Consider the following 20,178-nt stretch of genomic DNA (forward strand, 5'->3'; position numbering starts at 1 on the left):
GCCAAAGCCAAGACAATGCCAGCTTAAGTCTAGAACAAGCATGGCATGTCAGCCCTGCATGGATGCAAGATTTAAAAGGTGAAGATCAAGCCACTGCTTCATCCAACAGCCAAATTGAAAAATTGAAGCAAAACCTTACGCGCTACCACGAGCTACAATCGAAAAAATTCAATGCACAATCGACCGTGCGTGATACACAAGTCGGTTATTGGTTTGAATTGAATGAACACCCAGAAATCGATCAACACAGTGGTGCAGACAAACAATTTTTAATCACAGAAAAGAAATTCTATAACCAAAATAACTTACCCAAAGATCTCACTGAACAGGTCAATCAACTGATTGAACAAAGTCAGTGGAAGATTAAACCCATCCATGAACAGGCCGAGCGTCAGGCCAATCAGCTCACATTACAACGCCGCAATATTGCGACGGTTCCTGAATATAACCCACTCGAACACCGTCCAAGCACCCATCCGCAACGGGCTAAAGTTGTCGGGCCAAGTGGTGAAGAAATACATGTCGATGAATGGGGGCGTATCAAAGTCCGCTTTTTATTTACCCGTGGAGATGACCACAGCCATGATGGCGGTGCAGGTAGTAATGACAATGATACGGATTCTGCATGGGTAGATGTGCTTACCCCATGGGCCGGTGAAGGCTATGGTGCACGTTTCTTACCACGTATTAATGAAATCGTGGTCATTGATTTCTTTGACGGCAATATCGACCGACCATTTGTGGTGGGGCGCATACATGAAGCACAGCGCAGTCCAACCCAATTTGATAGTAAAGGCAAACTACCTGACACCAAAAAATTGGCTGGAATAAAAAGTAAGGAAGTCCAAGGTGAAGGTTTTGGACAACTGCGCTTTGATGACACGACTGGACAAATCTCGACACAATTACAAAGCACCTATGGTGCCACTCAGCTCAACCTCGGTAACCTCAGTCATCCCAAAGAAACCGCAGAAAGTGAGGGAAGAGGCGAAGGCTTTGAACTGAGAACCGACCAGTGGGGCGCAGTACGTGCAGGACAGGGGCTCCTTGTCAGCACACACCCACAACAACAAGCAGCAGCAATGCACCTCGACGCACAAGCGGCGAAAGAACAAATCGAAGCCAACTTACACAGCAGTAAAGCCTTAAGTGAAGTGGCGAAAAACCAGCAAACTGACCCGCTTGAAGTCTTAGATAATCTGAAAAACTTCCTTGGCCAAATCGAAAAAGGCAGTAAAGAAAAAGCCGATGCCTTTAAACAAGCCTTAATGATTTTATCTGCACCAAACTCCATTGCTGTGAGTAGTCAGGAGGATATTCATCTTTCAGCAGATGGACAGATCAGCCAAAGTGCAGGCGATAGCATCAATATCAGCAGTCAAAAATCCTTGATTGCCCATGCACAAAGCAAGATCAGTCTATTTGCAGCACAAGAAGGTTTACGCGCGTATGCAGGCAAAGGCAAAGTTGAAATCCAAGCCCAAGGAGATGGGGCGGATCTGATTGCACGAAAAGGTATTCAAATTATTTCCACGGAAGATAAAGTTGAAATCAAAGCAAGCAAAAAAATTGTTTTAGTTGCTGGTGGTAGTCAGATTGAAATTAGTAGTGCGGGTGTATTGCCTACTACTAGCGGTAAGTTTGAGGTGAAGGCAGGGCAGCATAAGTTTGTGGGGCCTCAACAAGTAAATGTTCCAATCACAACCTTGCCAAATGAACTGAAAAGCTTCAGTCAACAAATTAAGGTCATAGATCATACTCAAAAAATAATGCCAAATGAAAAATATGTGATTGTAAAACCAAATGGAGAATACTTGGCTGGAATAAGTGACATTAACGCAATGACAAAACGTATTTTTACTCAGCAGAAGGAAAAATTAAGAATTTTGGTTGGTCAAGATGCTGAAGATTTTTTAAAGGATAATAATTAAATGAGTCAAATGGTTGATACACAAGAAGGAAAGCCTGAAACTGAAATTAAAATTGATAATTATTCTTTGTTGGTTGGATTTGAAGCAAATTTAGCAGAAACAGCTTTTGTTGAACGCAAAGTAGGTATTTTAAAAAATAAAGTTGAAAAAGTTCAAATTTTGCAAGGGGAGGGTAGTGATTATGGCCATGCTTTCTTTTACATAACCAAAAATAATGTTGTGGAGGCCTTTTTTAGTTTTGGCCCAACAGAAGAGTTGGGAGATATAGAATATAAAAAAGGTGAAGAAGAGATAGACGGAAATGAAAAAATTTATGCAAATGGATACGTAAATAAAAGGCCAAGTACAACTTCTTATTTAATTTATGAAGTTGTTCAAATATTTAAAATAAATATCACGGAAAAAAAATTTCATAAAATTAAACAAAAAGTAGCAAAAGTTGAAGCGGCAGTGCTTAAAGGAAAACCTTATAATGTAATTTTGAATGATACCTGTGCTGAAGAAGCAGAAGATATTTTAGATGATGTCATTGATGACTTGCCAAATGGAAAAGGATACATTGAAATTGATGGAAAAATTCCCCCTTTTAGGGTGGTAAATCCATATATGTGGTGTAGTCAATTTTATAAAAAATATGGAGATAATGCTTACATTTATCCTGAATATCCCGAGGATGGTAAAGGTGTCGATTTATTTGATGCTGATGGTGAGCATGATTTCAGTGTATCATCGTGGAAGTTGGAAAATGGTCAACTTGATCCTTTGTTTGAGAATGGCTATTACGAAAATTAATTTCAAATCATACTTGTAAGGGATATGGAATGCGTATTTTTTTACTAGTAATCGTATGGGTAAGTACTAGTTTTTTCGGCTGTTATGCAAATAATAGTGTTAATGATAAGTCGATAAATGGATTGAATATGAATAATGAATTTATTTCAAAAAATAATATTAATTACCAATTATTAATTGAAAGAATTATTTTTTGTGTAAAAAATGGAGATTTTAATAAATCAGATTTAATGCTTGGTAAGTTAGAAATTTTAGCCCACAAAAATAATAACTTTAAGAAGGAGCAAGGAGTATATTTTAATATCCCGAACTTTCCAGACTTGCAAGTTAATTTAATTAAAAGTGTTGGTGATTCTGAATGGAGTGTTATTAAATTACATAGTAAAAATGTATTTTATACTAAATTTATCCCAAATTTTAATGACAATTTTTTTGAAAATAATAGTTCTTTAAATTTTAAGAAAATTGATTTTGACTCAAGATTAAGTAATTATAGGTATATATATTCTTATGAGGGATTGTTTGATGTTATATTTATTGTAAAATCTGAACAATATAGAAAACAGAAGCATCCTAATAACTTTCAAGCGTTTGAAATAAGAAGGTAGTTGATTTTTTTATAATAATTTAAAATTAACCCGCCTAAGCGGGTTTGTTGTCTCAAGCAAACTCAATATTTTATAGACTTATAAGTTTATTAAATAAAGATATTGGGTTTAAAGCTATCATTTTAAATTTTTGGTGAAATTAAATTACTTGTTTTAAAAAAATAATACTTAAATATAGATGTAGTATTTGATTGAGCTACAGTATTTTAGGTCGGAATAAATTATAATGTGATGGCTAAAAAATGATTATCTCATCATCCTGATAATGCATATTTTCAAAGTGATGCTGTTCAGTATGATCAATATAGGGTTACTCAAATTAGAGAGAGTAGGCCATTAAAATGAAGAAGAATATATTAGTTTTTATGATGCTCATTAGCTCGCATGTATATGCTGATGACGAAAAAATAGCATATTTATACGAGAAAAATAAACAAGCGATTTTTTTAGGGGGTTGTAATAGGGGGATTTTTCCATTTAATAGTACTGATTTTTCTAAAATAAAAGATCTAACCTTAAAATATAAGTTGGAAAAAATTCATCGAAATCATGAAGAGCCTACATCGTTTAACTTTCTGATTGAAAATAAGGAAGTTACAATGTACGGTGGAGGAGATGAAGTTGTAAGTAAGCTTTGTAATATGGAAAGTTCTAGAGAAATTAAAATTAATTATTATAAAATTGAAGGATCTAAAAGAATATATTACTACATAGATGAAATTTAAATTTTTATTTAGGCTTAGTGAAATTATTTCTTTTAATTATTTATAAAATATCTAAATCTAATGGATATAAAATGACACATTGATAATTATTTAAAATAAACTAATTATGAAATTCAGTTTTTATAGGAATTAGTTTTTTTGTAATAATATTTATTTAAAGAGTGTGATTGTATATTAAAAAATAAACCCGCATTAAGCGGGTTTATTTCAATCTCAAAAGAGATTACATATTAGGATAATTAGGACCACCGCCACCCTCAGGTGTTACCCAAGTAATGTTTTGAGACGGATCTTTGATGTCACACGTTTTACAGTGTACACAGTTTGCTGCGTTAATTTGGAAACGCTTAGAACCGTCATTTTCTTCCATAATTTCATAAACGCCAGCAGGGCAGTAGCGCTGAGCAGGCTCATCCCATTTTGGTAAGTTCACATTTACAGGAATAGAAGCATCTGTCAATTTCAAGTGAGCAGGTTGGTTCTCTTCATGTACCGTATTTGATACGAATACTGAAGACAAACGGTCAAATGTAATTTTACCATCTGGTTTTGGATAATTCGGTTTGAAGTTCGCAGCATCGACAGTTTTTAAAGCGCTGAAGTCGGGCTGTAAGTCATGCAGCGTGAACGGCACTTTAAAGATGTTTTGATCAACAAAGTTGAACGCACCACCCATCCATTGACCAAACTTATGCATAGCAGGGCCAAAGTTACGAGAGTTATATAACTCTTCTTTCAACCAACTGTTGTTAAACTTGTCAGTATACGCAGTTAACTCTTTAGCGAAGAAGTCTTCCCCTTCAGTCACACGTGCAATGGCAAGGTCACCACCTTTTTCCACACCCGCAGCAATCGCTTCAAATACAGCTTCACCGCACAGCATGCCTGATTTCATTGCTGTATGAGAGCCTTTGATTTTTGCAAAGTTTAGGAAACCTGCGTCATCACCAATTAAGCTACCACCTGGGAAAGTGAATTTAGGTAGTGAGTTGAAACCACCTTTTACAACCGCACGTGCACCGTAAGAAATACGTTTACCACCTTCAAGATATTGCTTGATCAGTGGATGTGTTTTCCAACGCTGCATTTCCATAAATGGATACATGTGTGGATTGGTGTATGACAAGTCAACGATCATACCCAAAGTCACTTGGTTGTTTTCAGCGTGGTATAACCACCAACCGCCTGAAGAACCTGTTTCACTTAAAGGCCAACCTGCACCGTGCATCACCAAACCTGGTTTGTGTTTAGCAGGATCGATTTCCCAAAGTTCTTTAATACCAATACCGTAATGTTGCGGATCAGCATCTTTATCTAAATTGAACTGAGCAATCAGACGTTTACCCAAATGACCACGACAGCCTTCAGCAAATAATGTGTATTTCGCATGCAGTTCATAGCCAGGGGTAAAGTTGTGCGTTGGTTCGCCATCTTTACCAATACCCATGTCGCCAGTCTGAATACCTTTCACAGTCCCGTCTTCATGGTAAAGAATTTCAGATGCTGCAAAGCCTGGGAAAATAGACACTTCTAATTCTTCAGCTTTAGCACCTAACCAGCGAACCACGTTACCTAACGAAATAACATAGTTGCCATCGTTATGCATGGTTTTAGGCACCATCCAATGCGGTGCTTCTTGTGATTTTTCATCAGACAATAAGAAATAGGTTTTGTCTTCAGTGACAGGCACATTTAACGGTGCACCTTGTTCTTTCCAGTCTGGGAACAATTCATTCATTGCGCGAGGTTCTAGCACAGCACCGGATAGAATGTGCGCACCAACTTCGGAGCCCTTTTCCACGACACAAACGGACAGATCGTTTAGGTTATTTTCAATTGCAAGTTGACGAATTTTAATCGCAGCAGATAGGCCGGCAGGACCTGCACCGACGATAACTACGTCAAACTCCATCGATTCACGTTCGATGTGTTCCATGTAGGACTCCTCATATTTCGGAAGGTGGCATCCATTCAATTCATTTAAATGGTGCTGCCATGAGTGTTCTTAATGCCCAGACACAATTTTTCTATCGTGTCTTTGATATTGTGGGCTAGTATAGTTTTAAACCGAGTTCTAGCCAATTGGCTGAATCATATTATTTTTCCGTCACTAAGGTATTTATTAGGCGGATGAAGCAGCAATTGAACGAAAACCCGACGAAAAAATTCATTAATAGGGATGATAGAAATTTAATGAACATTGCACAATACTTAAAAGATGGACAGACCGGTCACAAAAGGTCAATCCCTCCATTAGATCAATGGCATCCAAAGCATTGTGGTGCAATGGATTTGAAGGTTTTAGCCAATGGAGAATGGTGGCACGATGGTCAATTGATCAAGCGGCAAGCACTCATTGATCTGTTCTCAACCGTGCTTTGGAAAGAAGATGGGAAATTCTATTTAAAAACCCCTGTGGAACAAATTGAAATACAGGTGGAAGATGAGCCTTTATTTGTTAATCAAGTCGATACGCTTGAGCTAGAAAACAAGCGCTATATCCAGTTTACGACCACAACACAAGACGTGATTGTTGTGGATGATGAACATCCTATTTTTATGCGTGAATATCAGGGTGAACTACGTCCTTATGTGCATGTTCGTTTTGGTATAAATGCCTTAATTCAACGTGCAGCTTTTTTTCATTTAGTCGAGATGGGTGAGCTGCTTGAAAATGAGCAAGGGGAGTCCATTTTAGTGTTACAAAGTGGTGATTTGCACTTGCAATTAGGCACCTGAGGTTTAAGCTTTCCACCTTGTCATTCTGAATCTAAATTAAAGTGACCCTATGACCGCCATTCATCCCATTTACCCCTTAAATGTACCCATGCCAAAAGCGACTGCTGATGCGCCTATTGGGGTATTTGACTCAGGTATTGGTGGTTTATCTGTTGCGTTGGAAATTGCACGTTATTTACCGAATGAACGCATTGTGTATTATGCCGATACTGCACATGTACCCTATGGCCCGCGTCAAGATCAGGATATCCGTGAATTGACTGCACATGCCATAGAGTGGTTATACCGTCAGGGGTGTAAAGTCGCGGTAGTGGCATGCAATACGGCATCGGCATTTAGTTTAGATTATTTGCGTGAACATTATGGGGAGAACTTCCCCATTATTGGTTTAGTTCCTGCGTTAAAGCCTGCCGTTCTGCAAACAAAAAGTAAAACAGTGGCTGTTCTTGCAACACCTGCGACATTTCGTGGAAAGTTGATTAAAGATGTGATGCATCGTTTTGCTGAGCCGGCAGGGGTCAATGTTCTGACTGTTACCAGTTTGGAATTAGTACCCTTTGTAGAAGCAGGTGCGCAGATGAGTGAGGCTTGTCTTAACACATTAACTGATGTTTTACAGCCAGTTGTAAATCAAGGTGCAGATTTTTTAGTGCTTGGATGTACACATTACCCCTTCCTAAAATCGGCAATTCAGTATATTTTTGGTCAGAAGCTGACATTAATTGACTCAGGTTTTGCAGTTGCACGACAAACAGCCCGAATTTTGATTAAAAATGAGTTATTATTTGATCAGAAAAGAGAAAATTGTTTGCGTATAGAGTGCTATGTCAGTGGCAATAATGCGGAAAATTTAAAACCGGTTGTGGCGCGCCTGATTCAAGATGATATTTCTTGGAACATTGCCAACATCGGACTTATAAGTTCAGAAGACTAAATCAGTCATTTTGGACAACGTTAAATGAAAAAATTAGTTTTATATTGGGGTAGTCATGTCGCATTTTCCAGCTAAGATCAATTCGATGCTGAGTGCGTTATGCAGCGGGAGAGGATCACTAATGCTCGATAAGCGTTATCAAGTATTCATTTCCACATCTGGTAGCGAAATGCAGCCAGAACGGATTATTTTGGCTCAGACGCTTGTGGGAATGGGGTTTTTCTCATGGGGGCTAGAACAACGCACACCATTGAGCACTGCTTTTGCACGTCGTCAAATTGACGATTGTGACTATGTGATGATTTTATTGGGTAGTCAATACGGTGAGCAGTCTGTGTCTGGTGTGGGCTATATGCATCTTGAATACATCTATGCGGTGACCAAGCAAAAACCTGTCATTGTGTTTATGCATGATGATCCAGATTCACGTGATGATGCCTTACATGATGCTAAACCTGAACTTCGTGAAAAATTTAAAGAATTTAGAAAACTATTACAAAATGAAGTCGATCAAGTTTTTACCTATCGTAGTTTGCGTGATTTAGAAATGGCAGTTCGATTGAACATGCCACAAATGCTAGAACGCTATCCTGTTACAGGTTGGGTGCGTCCACAGAATACTCAAGCTTTACATGATGAAATTGATCGTTTAAAAGCCCAGTTAGTTCAACTCGAAACAGAGTCTGGAAAACGCGAAGTTGATCCGTTCTTATCTTTACCAAAAGTGTCGATGCATGAACTATTTTCATTTGAATACCGCATGCACGCTTATCAAGATGGTAATTTCAAAGAATTAAAAGTACAGAAGAAAATGACGTGGGCGCAGCTCTTGTCGATTTTAGGCGCAACCTTTGTTAATCCAACCCCTGAAGAATTCTTCTCTAAACGAATGAATGAGTTTTTGAATGAAACAGGTCTGGATGATGCACGTATTGAGATGCCACGTGCTCATGCGGTTGCGCGGGCACAAGTGAATATTCGTGCTTTACACAGCATTAAAAGCCAGATGCGGCAGAATGACTGGATTGTACCCAATGGCCGAGATGATCGTCAGCGGATGTTGTGGCAAGTGACCAGTAAAGGTCAAAAATTGTTAGAAAGTAATTTGCTTGATAATGATCGAGTTTTTCAATTTAAATCTGCATATTAATCTATTTTATTAAATGGATAAAAAGCTGTTACATTAGCGTCATTCAAATTGATGGAAAAAGCGTAATGTTGCCTGCCGAAAAAGCTAAAGTCACCATTATTCTCGCGAATCTAGGTACGCCTGATGCGCCAACTGTGCCCGCAGTGCGTCGTTTTCTGCAACAGTTTTTGTCAGATCAGCGGGTGATTGAAATCCCGAAACCAATTTGGCAAATCATTCTACGTTTGTTTATTTTGCCATTTCGCCCTAAACGTGTTGCATATGCTTATGACATGGTTTGGGGTAATGATTCGCCCATGCGTGAAATTTTATTTGAGCAAGTTGCCGCAGTAAAACAGCATCTCACAGCAAAATATCCAGAATTTGAACTGAATGTGATTCCGGCCATGACTTATGGTAATCCAGGGATTTCTACCGCTTTAGCGCAATTGGCTGAGCAGCCTCAAGACCACATTCTATTATTTCCGTTGTTTCCACAGTATTCAGCAACATCTACGGCACCTTTATACGATGCCATTGCTAAATGGATTCCACAGCAGCGTAATTTGCCGGGTTTGAGCATTATTCGTGACTACTATCAGCACCCGCTATTTATTCAAGCTTTAGCGCAAAGTGTGCGTGATTATCAAGCGGAGCATGGGGTCGCGGATAAGTTGCTGATGTCTTTTCATGGCATTCCACAGCCTTATGCTGATAAAGGTGATCCCTATGCAGATCGTTGCCGTGTGACGGGTCATTTGGTTGCAAAAGCCTTGGGTTTAACTGCTGAACAGTATGAGATTAGTTTCCAATCGCGCTTTGGTAAGCAAGAATGGGTGAAACCTTATACCGATGCCACTTTGGAAGCGTGGGGCAAACAAGGCGTGAAATCGGTACAGGTTATGAGCCCTGCATTTTCAGCGGATTGTTTGGAAACGCTAGAAGAGTTGGCGCTGCAAAATGCTGAAACTTTCCAAGCTGCAGGCGGTGGTGAATATGGCTATATTCCCGCTTTAAACGCGCGGGATGATCATGTCGCATTGCTCAATTTATTACTTCAAGCTAATCTTGATGCCTTAAAGCAAACATTAGCCCATTCATCGCCTTGAGGTTATCGCCCTATGTTGCAAGTTAAAATCGTGCCCGTCACGGCATTTCAACAAAACTGTTCAATTGTTTGGGACTCTGAGTCGAAAGAAGCGGTCTTGATTGATGCAGGGGGAGAGCCGGAAAAATTAAAAGCTGAAGTTGAAGCGCTTGGTTTAACGGTAAAAGCATTGTGGCTGACGCATGGGCATTTAGATCATGCAGGTGCGGTTGGGGCATTAACCCAAGCGTGGAATGTTCCGGTGATTGGCCCACACAAAGAGGATGCTTTTTGGTTGGACATGATTCAGGAAGTTTCTGCGAAATACGGTTTCCCGATCCCTGAAAATGTCAATGTGACTCAGTGGTTAGAAGGTGGCGAAACACTGAAACTGGGTGAAGAAGAGTTTGAAGTACGTTTTGCACCGGGGCATACACCGGGTCATGTCATGTTCTATAACGCAAAATATGCCGTGCTTTGGACGGGTGATGTGTTATTTAAAGGCTCGATAGGCCGGACAGATTTTCCACGTGGTAACCATCAACAATTACTCGACTCCATTCAGCGTGAATGTTTTAGCTTGCCAGATGACACCCAGTTTATTTCAGGGCATGGTCCAATGAGTACCATTGGTTATGAAAAGCAGCACAATCCTTTTGTTGCGGGTAAAGCCGGTTAAGCAATATGCTTTAACTGGATTCGTTAAAATAAAAAAAGGTCTACTAGGTTAGACCTTTTTTTATATTTAAATCTGAGCTAAACGTATTTAGAACTGATCTTCTTCACGGCCGCCATCAGCCTGAGGTGCATCTTGTGTCGGCAGACGATATTCATCATTGGCCCATGCACCGAGATCAATCAATTTACAACGATCTGAGCAAAACGGGCGATATTCATTATTTTCCCAAGTCGTCAATGCGCCGCAGCGTGGACAATTCATGGTGGTGGGCATGCTTAACTCCAGCAAAAACGGATGATTCAATTAGGCAAATACAGTCGCAGTTGTTAGACTTATGCCGTTCTGTTTAGTTTGATCTGTTTATGCCTATTCGTCAATTTCAAGCGCAGCGTATGCGAGCTCCCCGTGATTTTCAGCCGATTGATTCCACACCGATTTGTGTGGAAATTGGGGCTGGTAAAGGTAAACATGCATTATTATTTTCAGCCAATCACCCTGAATTTCAATTGATTGCTGTTGAGCGGACACGTGAAAAATTTGTGGCAATGCAAAAGCAGCATCAACTTGAAGGGCAAAGCAATTTAACTCCAATTCATGCTGATGCATTACCTTGGGTAGTACATGCCTTACATCCTGCGCAAGTACAGCAATTCTTTATTTTGTATCCAAACCCTGAACCGCATAATCCTGCACAGCGCTGGTTAAATATGCCATTTTTTGAATTTCTATTGTCGCGTTTGCAGCAGGGTGGTCAGATTACCTTGGCGAGTAATATTCCTGAATATATTGAGGAAGCACAGCAGCAGTTAATCGATGTTTGGAAGCTACCTTTTGTCAAAGAACGCATTGCAGAGACTTCAGCACGCACGCATTTTGAAATTAAATATCTAGAACGCGGTGAACTCTGTCAGCAGCTAATCATTACCAAGCCTGTAGATTACACCACACGTTTTGATGATTTTCAGCCGCTACAAGGTAAGCAACCCACCGAAGCATCTGCGGAATAATTGGGCATGACTCAGCGTATTGCAATCATTGGGGCAGGGCCTGCGGGATTGATGGCTGCGGAAGTGCTTAGCCAATTTGACTATGACATTCATGTTTATGAGCAAAAACCATCGGCAGCCCGTAAATTTTTAATGGCGGGCAAGACGGGGCTGAATATTTCGCATGCAGAACCCGTTGAACAATTTGTGCAGCGCTATGATCAAGTGGAATGGCTGAGTCCATGGGTTAAGCAGTGGGATGCAGCATGGATTCAACAATGGATGAAGGGGTTGGGCATTGAAACCTATATTGGTTCATCGGGTCGGGTCTTTCCTATTGAAATGAAAGCTGCGCCTTTACTGCGTTCATGGTTAAAACGTCTTAGTCTAGACGGGGTACAGTTTTATTATCGACATCAAGTTTTGGACTTACAGTCCAATCAGCTGACAATTCAAAACCTTGTTGATGGATCAAATCAAGCGCTTGGCTTTGATGCGATTATTATGGCGTGTGGGGCTGTGTCTTGGTCACGTTTAGGCAGTGATGGCGCATGGCAAAAATGGCTACAGCCTGAGAGCATTGAAGCTTTTCAGGCCAGTAATGCAGGCGTGGAACGCGTTTGGTCGAAGTTCATGCAGCCTGTGTTTGGACAGCCTTTAAAGCGAGTCAATGCATGGGTCGAGCAAGCCGAGCCGACCCAAGGCGATATCATCATTTCACACTATGGACTGGAAAGTGGATTGATCTACAAACAAGGTCGTGCGTTGCGTCAACAGGTGAAATCTGCTCAGCCCATGCAGCTGACTTTGGACTTATTGCCAGATCAAAGTGTTGAGCAATTGGCAAAGAAACTACAGCCTTCGAAAAAGCAATCTTTAACCAATGTTTGGCGTAAAGCCGGTTTAGATGTGGCGAAAGCTGCACTGGTCCGTGAACTGGTGGATAAATCTTTGTGGCATGAACCTGCCTTACTTGCTGCGAAAATTAAACACTTAGATATTCAACTTGATGGATTTCGCCCGATAGATGAGGCGATTAGCTGCGCGGGCGGTGTGAAGCGTTCAGTCCTAAATGATGGCTTACAATTGAAGAGCAATCCTGCAGTATTTGTCTGCGGAGAAATGTTGGATTGGGATGCGCCTACAGGAGGCTATTTGCTAACAGCATGCCTTGCAACCGGTCGAGCAGCGGGTGAAGGGGTTCAAAACTATCTGGTTTCTTTGCAGAGCTAAGCGCTTCAAATTGTCACAATCTTGCTGAGGAGTTGTGATATTTTGAGATGAAATTCTTCTAAGAAAGACCACTATGCGCGTACAAGAACAATATACCGGAAGCTGCTTGTGTGGAGCGGTTTGTTATGAGATCAATGGTCCGATTGGTGAGATCGTGCAATGTCATTGTTCTCGGTGCAGAAAAGCCAATGGCACGGCATTTGCGACCAATGCTCCAATAGCCAAAGCAGATTTCAAAATTGTGTCGGGTGAACAGGTATTGAAAAAGTTTAAATCTTCACCAACCACACAGCGTTGTTTTTGTGGGGAATGTGGTTCACCAATTATGAGTATTAAAACCGATACCCCGGATTACTATCGCTTACGTATAGGAACACTGGATACACCCATACAGCAAGTACCAGTCTGCCATATATTTGTCAGCTCGAAAGCAGAATGGGAAAGCATTCATGATGATTTACCGCAATATGCAGAGCATCCTTAATTTTTTTGCGTTGTATTTCTAAATAAAAAAGGGTTCACGTGGAACCCTTTTTGTTTAAGTCATTTTTCGACTTTTAATTTATTGAGCTTGAGCAGGATGTTTAAGCTCGGGATATTGTTCCTGCCAATGACCTAATTGTTCTTGTGCATGAATAAACTGACCGAGACCTTTGACACTATCACTAGGATTTTTTAACTCACCATCGGCTGTTTGATTTTTCTCACGATAAATTTGTGATTGATTGTCCCAGTACTGATACATCAAGCCTTGAATGTAACGGCCTTGCTCAGTTTTCATTTCGAGTTCTTTGAGCATATTCAGTGCTGACTGGATGTTGTCACGCTTACGCTGTGTAGCAAATTCATCAGTGAGTTTGCCTTCCTCACGCAGTTTCATCAGCTCATCTTCCATCTCATCGCTAATTTGACTAAAGCTCTCGTCATATTGCGTCAGTAGCGTTAAGTCGTGTAGATCATCTGGGGTCTTGGCAAAGTTTTTAATAGGATCACTATTTAGCTCTTTCATGATTTGATCGTCGGAACTGATTTCACTATTTTGTTCCACCGTTTTTGATGATTTTTCACATGCAGTGAGTCCTAAGACTGTACCCATGAGGAAGATGACACTGAGTTTTTTTAAAGAGATTGGCAAGAGCATAATCGTGTCCTAATGTGTTTTTCTAAAGATATAGACATGCGTGATATAGGGGAAATCAATGAAATCCTGTGCAGTCTTTTGGGTTGATTCAGCCACGATATTTTCAAATTGTTGTTTCAGTTTTTGTTGTTCATCCGTGCTTAACGCTGCAATAAAACTGGTGGACAATAATCGTTTGGAAACCACGTGTTCCACTGTACCATGATGCAATTGTTGAAAGGTCGTTTCGGCAATTAATTTAAATGTTTGCTGCTGTTCAAACACTTTTTGCCATTGCCCACTATGATAACGTGGTGTGTCACCTTCGAGTTCACTCAAGACATCAGCGAGTTGTTTGACCCAATTGACTTGAATATCACGCTGGTTCCAAATCAAAACAAGATCACCATTGGGAACTAAGATACGACTGATTTCATTGAGGGTTTCGGGGGTGGCAAACCAATGAAATGATTGGGCACAAAATACCGCTGCTACAGAATGATCATGCAGTGGAATCTGATCACTTTGGGCGGCTAAAGTTGCAATATGCGGATGTTTTTTCTGCAATTGTTGCAGCATTTCATGCACAGGTTCGATCGCGGTGATATTTTCACTGAGTGGGCGAATATACTCGAGAAATTTGCCTGTACCTGCACCTAAGTCCGCCAGATGGGATTGAGGGGCTAAAGCTAAATGTTGTTGTAGCCACGCACTGATTTCAATCGGGTAGTCAGGACGGGCTTGTTGATAGAGTTCAGCTGCAGAGCTAAAGCCTTGTTGTGCGGCAGGATGTATTGAATGTGTCATATTCTGCACTTTTTAATCTGTATGGCCTCTATAAAATAGCATATTCGGAACAAGATAAACTTTGAATGCAACAAGGAAGGAAAAGCGTGACGCAACAAGGACTGGAGCAAAGCACAATGGAAAAGCACATCATTTTTGAAGATGATCAAATTCGTGTCATTTTTCAGCCCGGTAGTTCTCGTGAGCTTATTTTCTCCTTCGGTGATTTGATTACCCGTGCCAAGGGTTTGAGCATTAATGCTGAGAAGTCTTTGCAAAAATATGATTTTAATGTGATCGGTGTGATGCCGAAACAAAAATCGTGGTTTCCAGCATCGTCAATGCAACCGATGTATCAAGCCATCAAGACGATCCTAGAGCAATTTGAGCTGCGAATTGCCTATGGTGGTTCCATGGGTGGCTATGCAGCCATTAAGTATGCCAATTTATTTGGATTCCAGCGCGTGGTGAGTATGGTGCCACAGTTCTCCATAGACCCTGAAGACATTGTCGATACACGCTATGGCATGTTCTTTCAACCTAATCTGCATGCCAATATGCGAGTACTTGCTGAAGATGTATCGACTACACGCGAATATATCGTGGTGTATGATCCTTATTGTCCAGAAGATCGCGCGCATTTTGAAAAATTACAGGCTTTAATTCCGCATGTGCATGTGTTGCATCTACCGTTCACAGGGCATGATGCAATTGCAGTGTTGGCGAGTTCAGAACTGTTAAATGATTTCTTAAGACATCCTTTTGATGCGCCGTATTTTTATCAAAAAATGCGTCGGGTTAAGAAAAACAGTAAATTCTACTATCGAAAAGTCATCGAAAATTTACTGACTCGTCATCGTGATGCCTTGGGTGAAATTTTAAAAAGCAATTCGTTTCAGCTTGACCCTCAATTTTTTGATGCCAAACAAAAACAAACCTTATTACGGGTATTGTTTAATAACAAACAAGTCAGTGAGCAAGATCTACAAAAGTTGGGAATCACGACCTTTTTGCCACAGGAAAATCGTAGCCTACTACTCGACCAGTTTGAACATGGTTTAGTGTTTAATGTGATTAGCCAAAAAATTGAAAGCTATGCAGCCGGTGTGATTGCGCTGAATCACAAGTTTTTGATCCCTTTGCAGCCGAAGGGCACAGGCCTAGTATACGTACAAGTTCAAGATGAGCGTTACATGGTGGTGATGAATGACCGTCAGGTAATGAAATTAGTCTTAGCACAAGATGAACTTGCGACAGGTATGCACCCTCTTTTAATGCAGAAATATGTGGGCTACTACACCCTTAACTATAAAGAACTGCGTTTGAGTAGCGATGAATTTGGTCAAGTCTTCTTTGTCGAAAACCCCGATGCGTCTTGCCAGTTCGTGGTGCAACCCGAACAAATTTAAGCTCGATATTTAGTTGAAAATCCAAAGCTTGCTAATTTGTAGGAAGAGATTATGATGAGAGAAAGGCAGTATAAAAAACAATCATACTGCCCAAAACATCATAAGGAATATGAGGGGTATCAGTATGCATTCAACGCAGATGCTTGCTGTATTATTCATCTTAGTGCTGACCATGGGTTCAGCCTATGCACAGGGGGTTAGTTCAAGCATACTGATTTTTAGCAGCAGTATGTTGTTACTTACGATACTGACCATTTATGTCATACTCAAAATTCGAAATTCACTGCAACATCATCTCGATAAACCCGCGAAATAGCGGGTTTTTTTATATGCTGTTCGATTGCACTTTGGTGCATCACAGGTTTTAATCATCCACAATCGAATCTTTATAATCGGCCAAAAGGGAAGCAGCCATGAAAGCGGTATTTCTAGATTATCAGTCTCTAGATAAACAGGACTTAGATTTTAGCGGACTAGAAGCACAGTTTGATGAATTGACGCTCTATCCCGCAACAACGGCTGCAGAGCTTGCTCAGCGTATACAAGGGGCTGATGTGATTATCAGCAATAAAGTACACATCAATGCTGAGCACATGCAGCTCAATCCGCAATTAAAACTGATCTTGATTTCTGCCACTGGCACCAATAATGTTGACCTTGTACACGCACAGCAACAAGGCATCGTGGTGTGTAATTGCCAAGCTTATGGCACCGCTGCGGTGGCACAGCATACTTTGATGTTAATGTTGAACTTGGCGACATCCTTTCGACAGTATGATCGGGCGGTTCAACAAGGAAATTGGCAAAAAGCAGATCAGTTCTGCTTACTAGATTTTCCAATTATTGAGCTGGCTGGTAAGACTTTGGGGATTGTCGGCTATGGCGAATTGGGGCAAGCCGTGGCCCATTTGGCTAAAGCGTTTGGCATGAAAATTATGATTGGTGCGCTACCGAATCGACCTATGGCAGCTGAGCGTGTGGCATTTTCTGAGATGCTAGCGCAGGTCGATTTTCTGAGTTTGCATTGTCCTTTAACAGAGGAAACCCGTGATTTACTCAATCATGAAAGCTTGGCTCAAATGAAAGCATCGGCCTTTGTGATCAATTGCGCACGAGGTGGTGTTGTAAATGAAACTGCATTAGCCGAGGCATTAAAATCAGGGAGGATCGCAGGCGCAGCAACCGATGTCTTGACGGTTGAGCCACCCAAGCAGGGCAATGTGTTGCTTGACCCAAGTATTCCAAATTTAATTATTACTCCACATAGTGCATGGGGCAGCGTCGATGCACGACAACGCATTGTGCAGCAATTGGTGGAAAATGTAGAGGCCTTTAAAGCGGGGATGGTCATTCGGCAGGTGAATTAAAACGAGTTTAAGGAACCTTATTTTTGAACAAAGCTCTATATAAATAGGGATGTCTATGCAGGTCGATCTTGCCAATAAAAAAAGTTTAAGATTATTTTGCATGCTGATTCTCTTTACCGCATGCATTACTTGGGCATGGTACAGTTATGTACTAAATATCAGTGAAAATTATTTATTCCAGAACCCCGATTTTGAAGTTCATAAATTTATGCCGACCTTACAAGTTGTGCTGGTTTCGGTATTTTTTATTGCGCATTTCGTCTTAGCACTTATTGATTTTTTAAATCGCTATTGGTATTGGGGACTATGGCTGGTTGTAGTACCTATTATTGTGGGACAGGTCTATTTTTCTGTCTTTGGATTGGTTGCTCATATTGATCATTTATCAGTCTGGGTTGACTATCCATTTTGCCTGTTGATGCTTATTCAAATCTGTACAGCATCGTTTGTACGTAGGCGATATCTCAAGCCTACTACTTAATGCATTAATGCTTAATTTAATAGTTAAATTTCAGCATTTTTTCAAAAATTTAGCATTGAAATGATTTTTGATCCGCTCAAATTCAAGTTCAGTCTTGATACTGTTTGGCATCATGATTCGTAAATAACTTTTTTCGAGTTTAAATGGCTCTTTGGTATTGGGTACAGGATTAAAGCCACCATTTGGGTAGATCAAATTTGTCTCATAGGCACGTATAATCTGATCATTGTGAAAATAATAACTTGTTAGGGATTGATTGGATTCTCCAAAAACATAGAGGTTTATTTTGCATTGACCATCGAGTTGATACAGTGTCGCTTCATTGCCTTCAGTCGATTTGTATTCTTCGTCATCTAGCATCTCTAAGGCTTGTAATAATTTACCTTCGGCATCATGGTTATATTGGTATGAATCGTACAATTGGGGAAAAATAGTTTGCAACTGTGGATAACTTTTCAACAATTGTGGAAAACGTTGTAAGCCAATCACAGAGCCAACGCAGAGCAGAATACCAAGCAAGATACCAAATAAAATTCGCATTTTTTTCTCATTAATTCATTGTTTTTATAGGCATAGGCCAAAGACCAAAAGCATTCAATTTTGGTTTTAAAAAAGCCCAACCAAAGTTGAGCTTTTAAATGTGCTGTTAAATTATAAATCAGTCACTGGATACGTCGTAGACGTCGAACTTGATGGATAGCTACTTTGTGGATATTGATTGTTATTTTGCCCCGCATTGTTGCTTGGAGCCGTATTAATCGTATTGCCTGAAGACGGTTCACTCAACGACTGTTGGCTAGTGGGCGCAGGTTGGCTAGTTTTACCTGTAATATTTTCACGGGTTTGCTTCAATTTTTCATTGACGTTTTGGGTGGCTTGCTGTGCGCCCTGATCAACCTGTTGTACTGTATTTTGTGTAGCAGTTTTCGTATTGTCCCAAGCTTGGTCAACCGAAGGCTTAATTTTAGAAATTCCACGTTCAGTCATTTCGCCAATATTTTTAGCAGCACCGACCACGCCTTCTTGGGCTTTATAGGCCCACACATGCAATAAATTTGGATTATCACCATAAGGGCTCACAGGCTTTTTCGCTTGTTGCTCAGTACTTTGCGCTGCTGTGTTATCTTGTGCCCAAAGCATGGGTGTCGTGAATATTAAGCTTAGGCATAACGTTGCTTTTAATGAAATCTTCACAGCTTCACCTCTGAATTTTATAGATTTTCTATCTGATGAATGGTTTTAACGCATTATAGGAAAAATTGCAGCGAAAAAAACTTGCCGTAGCAAAATCAATACAGCAAATGACAGCTTTGTACACGGTTGTATTTTGCATAAGGTAAAAAGGCCCACCGAAGGGTGAGCCTACTCTCTGGAGGAGAGGGTATGAAAGCCAGTTTACTTATTTGTGAGCGCCTAGGCTGGCTTCATGTGAGCTATGGACTTCAGCTTGTGCGACAGGCGTTTGCAACTGTACATTGCTACTGCCACTCACATTGGCTTCTTGACCTTTTTGGAAATTCGCTTTGGTTTGTTGCCATTTTTCACTGGAAAATTGGCGACCTTCCTGAGCTTTTTCACCTAAATAGCTCTTGGTTTGATCAACTTTGTTGTCGACATTGCTTTTACGTTCATCGAGTTTTGCTTTGTCTTTTGCAGCTTTTTCATCGAGCTGTGCTTTGCGCTCATCAAGCTTAGCTTTATTTTGCTCAGCCTTGGCATAGATCTTGGCTTTCGCTGCATCTGACTTTTCATCTTTAGACTGTTTTAGGTCAGCCCATTTATTTTTTGCATCTTGCTTTTTGTCAGCACTGAATTCTTTGGTGTCTTGCCATTTTTCTTGGGTGAATGTTTTGGTCTTATCGACGCCTTTTTCAATTTTGTCACCGGCTGTATGCGCAGACTGATTAATGTCTTGTTTTAGATTTTGCAGTACAGACGGTTGCTGTGTTTCAACTTTCGCATTGGCTTCTACTGCGGTGTTCGCAAATAGTGGGGTGCTTGCGAATAATGCTGCGGTGATCAGTGTTGTTTTAAATAAAGGTTTCATCTTTGCAATTGTCCTCTTTTATTGAACGCTGCTGTTGCACTCAGCATTTGCGCTTTTGGAGCAGAGGACATCTTAAGAGTAAAAAAAAGCAAAAAGTGGTTTTGTGCGATAAGTCACACAATGCA

Annotated in this window: 23 protein-coding genes; 16 read left to right on the forward strand and 7 right to left on the reverse strand. The window is 40.4% G+C overall.

All coding sequences use genetic code 11. From position 1 onward, the window contains the following. From FTU29_RS11540 to FTU29_RS11555, 4 genes are all read left to right on the forward strand, one after another. A partial coding sequence (locus tag FTU29_RS11540; protein WP_180121954.1) for a type VI secretion system Vgr family protein occupies positions 1 to 1,931 on the forward strand: 1,931 nt, incomplete at its 5' end. Beyond that, positions 1,932 to 2,723: a hypothetical protein gene (locus tag FTU29_RS11545; RefSeq protein ID WP_067764051.1), complete on the forward strand. Its 792-nt coding sequence runs from the start codon at positions 1,932 to 1,934 to the stop codon at positions 2,721 to 2,723. It abuts the gene before it with no gap. A 128-nt stretch (positions 2,724 to 2,851) separates the two neighbouring features. Continuing rightward, entirely contained in the window at positions 2,852 to 3,331 is a 480-nt protein-coding gene (locus FTU29_RS11550) for a hypothetical protein (RefSeq protein ID WP_180121956.1), read from the forward strand. A 341-nt stretch (positions 3,332 to 3,672) separates the two neighbouring features. Continuing rightward, positions 3,673 to 4,056 carry a hypothetical protein gene (locus tag FTU29_RS11555; protein WP_180121957.1) on the forward strand — a complete coding sequence of 128 codons (384 nt, stop codon included), beginning with the start codon at positions 3,673 to 3,675 and terminating at the stop codon, positions 4,054 to 4,056. Positions 4,057 to 4,279: 223 nt separating this feature from the next. Here FTU29_RS11555 and FTU29_RS11560 read toward each other — a convergent pair whose 3' ends face one another. Further along, positions 4,280 to 5,992, reverse strand: coding sequence for an electron transfer flavoprotein-ubiquinone oxidoreductase (locus FTU29_RS11560; RefSeq protein ID WP_180089040.1), 1,713 nt, complete (start codon positions 5,990 to 5,992; stop codon positions 4,280 to 4,282). A gap of 194 nt (positions 5,993 to 6,186) precedes the next feature. On the opposite strand from FTU29_RS11560, the gene FTU29_RS11565 reads away from it, so the two are divergent. The 5 genes from FTU29_RS11565 (at position 6,187) to FTU29_RS11585 (ending at position 10,624) form a co-directional block, all read left to right on the forward strand. Continuing rightward, on the forward strand, positions 6,187 to 6,795 hold the full coding sequence (locus FTU29_RS11565; protein ID WP_180121959.1) for a DUF1285 domain-containing protein: 609 nt from the start codon (positions 6,187 to 6,189) through the stop codon (positions 6,793 to 6,795). A gap of 49 nt (positions 6,796 to 6,844) precedes the next feature. Next, positions 6,845 to 7,729, forward strand: coding sequence for a glutamate racemase (gene murI / locus FTU29_RS11570; protein ID WP_180121961.1), 885 nt, complete (start codon positions 6,845 to 6,847; stop codon positions 7,727 to 7,729). Positions 7,730 to 7,850: 121 nt separating this feature from the next. Further along, complete coding sequence (locus FTU29_RS11575; protein WP_067764038.1) at positions 7,851 to 8,879, forward strand: DUF4062 domain-containing protein; 1,029 nt, start codon at positions 7,851 to 7,853, stop codon at positions 8,877 to 8,879. 65 nt (positions 8,880 to 8,944) lie between these two features. Further along, complete coding sequence (hemH, locus tag FTU29_RS11580) at positions 8,945 to 9,967, forward strand: ferrochelatase (protein ID WP_180121963.1); 1,023 nt, start codon at positions 8,945 to 8,947, stop codon at positions 9,965 to 9,967. A 12-nt stretch (positions 9,968 to 9,979) separates the two neighbouring features. Next, complete coding sequence (locus FTU29_RS11585) at positions 9,980 to 10,624, forward strand: MBL fold metallo-hydrolase (RefSeq protein WP_180101481.1); 645 nt, start codon at positions 9,980 to 9,982, stop codon at positions 10,622 to 10,624. Between the two features lie 87 nt (positions 10,625 to 10,711). Here FTU29_RS11585 and FTU29_RS11590 read toward each other — a convergent pair whose 3' ends face one another. Next, positions 10,712 to 10,897: a DNA gyrase inhibitor YacG gene (locus FTU29_RS11590; protein ID WP_078189771.1), complete on the reverse strand. Its 186-nt coding sequence runs from the start codon at positions 10,895 to 10,897 to the stop codon at positions 10,712 to 10,714. A gap of 83 nt (positions 10,898 to 10,980) precedes the next feature. Here FTU29_RS11590 and FTU29_RS11595 point away from each other — a divergent pair, with 83 nt between their 5' ends. The 3 genes from FTU29_RS11595 to FTU29_RS11605 all read left to right on the forward strand — a co-directional run bounded on the left by FTU29_RS11595 (position 10,981) and on the right by FTU29_RS11605 (position 13,327). After that, entirely contained in the window at positions 10,981 to 11,631 is a 651-nt protein-coding gene (locus FTU29_RS11595; protein WP_180122047.1) for an SAM-dependent methyltransferase, read from the forward strand. 6 nt (positions 11,632 to 11,637) lie between these two features. After that, positions 11,638 to 12,843: a TIGR03862 family flavoprotein gene (locus FTU29_RS11600; RefSeq protein WP_180084745.1), complete on the forward strand. Its 1,206-nt coding sequence runs from the start codon at positions 11,638 to 11,640 to the stop codon at positions 12,841 to 12,843. Between the two features lie 73 nt (positions 12,844 to 12,916). Next, positions 12,917 to 13,327, forward strand: coding sequence for a GFA family protein (locus FTU29_RS11605; protein WP_180084744.1), 411 nt, complete (start codon positions 12,917 to 12,919; stop codon positions 13,325 to 13,327). 78 nt (positions 13,328 to 13,405) lie between these two features. Here FTU29_RS11605 and FTU29_RS11610 read toward each other — a convergent pair whose 3' ends face one another. Continuing rightward, entirely contained in the window at positions 13,406 to 13,984 is a 579-nt protein-coding gene (locus FTU29_RS11610; RefSeq protein ID WP_180084743.1) for a hypothetical protein, read from the reverse strand. 9 nt (positions 13,985 to 13,993) lie between these two features. After that, complete coding sequence (locus FTU29_RS11615) at positions 13,994 to 14,770, reverse strand: class I SAM-dependent methyltransferase (RefSeq protein WP_180010256.1); 777 nt, start codon at positions 14,768 to 14,770, stop codon at positions 13,994 to 13,996. A gap of 116 nt (positions 14,771 to 14,886) precedes the next feature. Between FTU29_RS11615 and FTU29_RS11620 the strand changes: the two genes are divergently transcribed. From FTU29_RS11620 to FTU29_RS11635, 4 genes are all read left to right on the forward strand, one after another. Then, positions 14,887 to 16,158: an alpha/beta fold hydrolase gene (locus tag FTU29_RS11620; protein WP_180122049.1), complete on the forward strand. Its 1,272-nt coding sequence runs from the start codon at positions 14,887 to 14,889 to the stop codon at positions 16,156 to 16,158. Between the two features lie 124 nt (positions 16,159 to 16,282). Beyond that, complete coding sequence (locus FTU29_RS11625; RefSeq protein WP_078189765.1) at positions 16,283 to 16,474, forward strand: hypothetical protein; 192 nt, start codon at positions 16,283 to 16,285, stop codon at positions 16,472 to 16,474. Between the two features lie 97 nt (positions 16,475 to 16,571). Continuing rightward, positions 16,572 to 17,525, forward strand: a complete 954-nt coding sequence (locus tag FTU29_RS11630; protein WP_180121965.1) for a 2-hydroxyacid dehydrogenase — start codon at positions 16,572 to 16,574, stop codon at positions 17,523 to 17,525. 55 nt (positions 17,526 to 17,580) lie between these two features. After that, positions 17,581 to 18,006 carry a hypothetical protein gene (locus FTU29_RS11635; RefSeq protein ID WP_180121967.1) on the forward strand — a complete coding sequence of 142 codons (426 nt, stop codon included), beginning with the start codon at positions 17,581 to 17,583 and terminating at the stop codon, positions 18,004 to 18,006. 30 nt (positions 18,007 to 18,036) lie between these two features. Here the strand turns inward: FTU29_RS11635 and FTU29_RS11640 are convergent, their stop codons facing one another. From FTU29_RS11640 to FTU29_RS11650, 3 genes are all read right to left on the reverse strand, one after another. Beyond that, complete coding sequence (locus tag FTU29_RS11640; protein WP_180121969.1) at positions 18,037 to 18,546, reverse strand: hypothetical protein; 510 nt, start codon at positions 18,544 to 18,546, stop codon at positions 18,037 to 18,039. A gap of 111 nt (positions 18,547 to 18,657) precedes the next feature. Then, complete coding sequence (locus FTU29_RS11645) at positions 18,658 to 19,146, reverse strand: hypothetical protein (RefSeq protein WP_180122051.1); 489 nt, start codon at positions 19,144 to 19,146, stop codon at positions 18,658 to 18,660. Positions 19,147 to 19,405: 259 nt separating this feature from the next. Then, positions 19,406 to 20,053, reverse strand: a complete 648-nt coding sequence (locus FTU29_RS11650; RefSeq protein WP_180121971.1) for a hypothetical protein — start codon at positions 20,051 to 20,053, stop codon at positions 19,406 to 19,408. Positions 20,054 to 20,178 lie beyond the last annotated feature (125 nt).

The organism is Acinetobacter sp. YH12086 (assembly GCF_013419345.1).
GTDB classification, from domain to species: Bacteria; Pseudomonadota; Gammaproteobacteria; order Pseudomonadales; family Moraxellaceae; genus Acinetobacter; species Acinetobacter amyesii.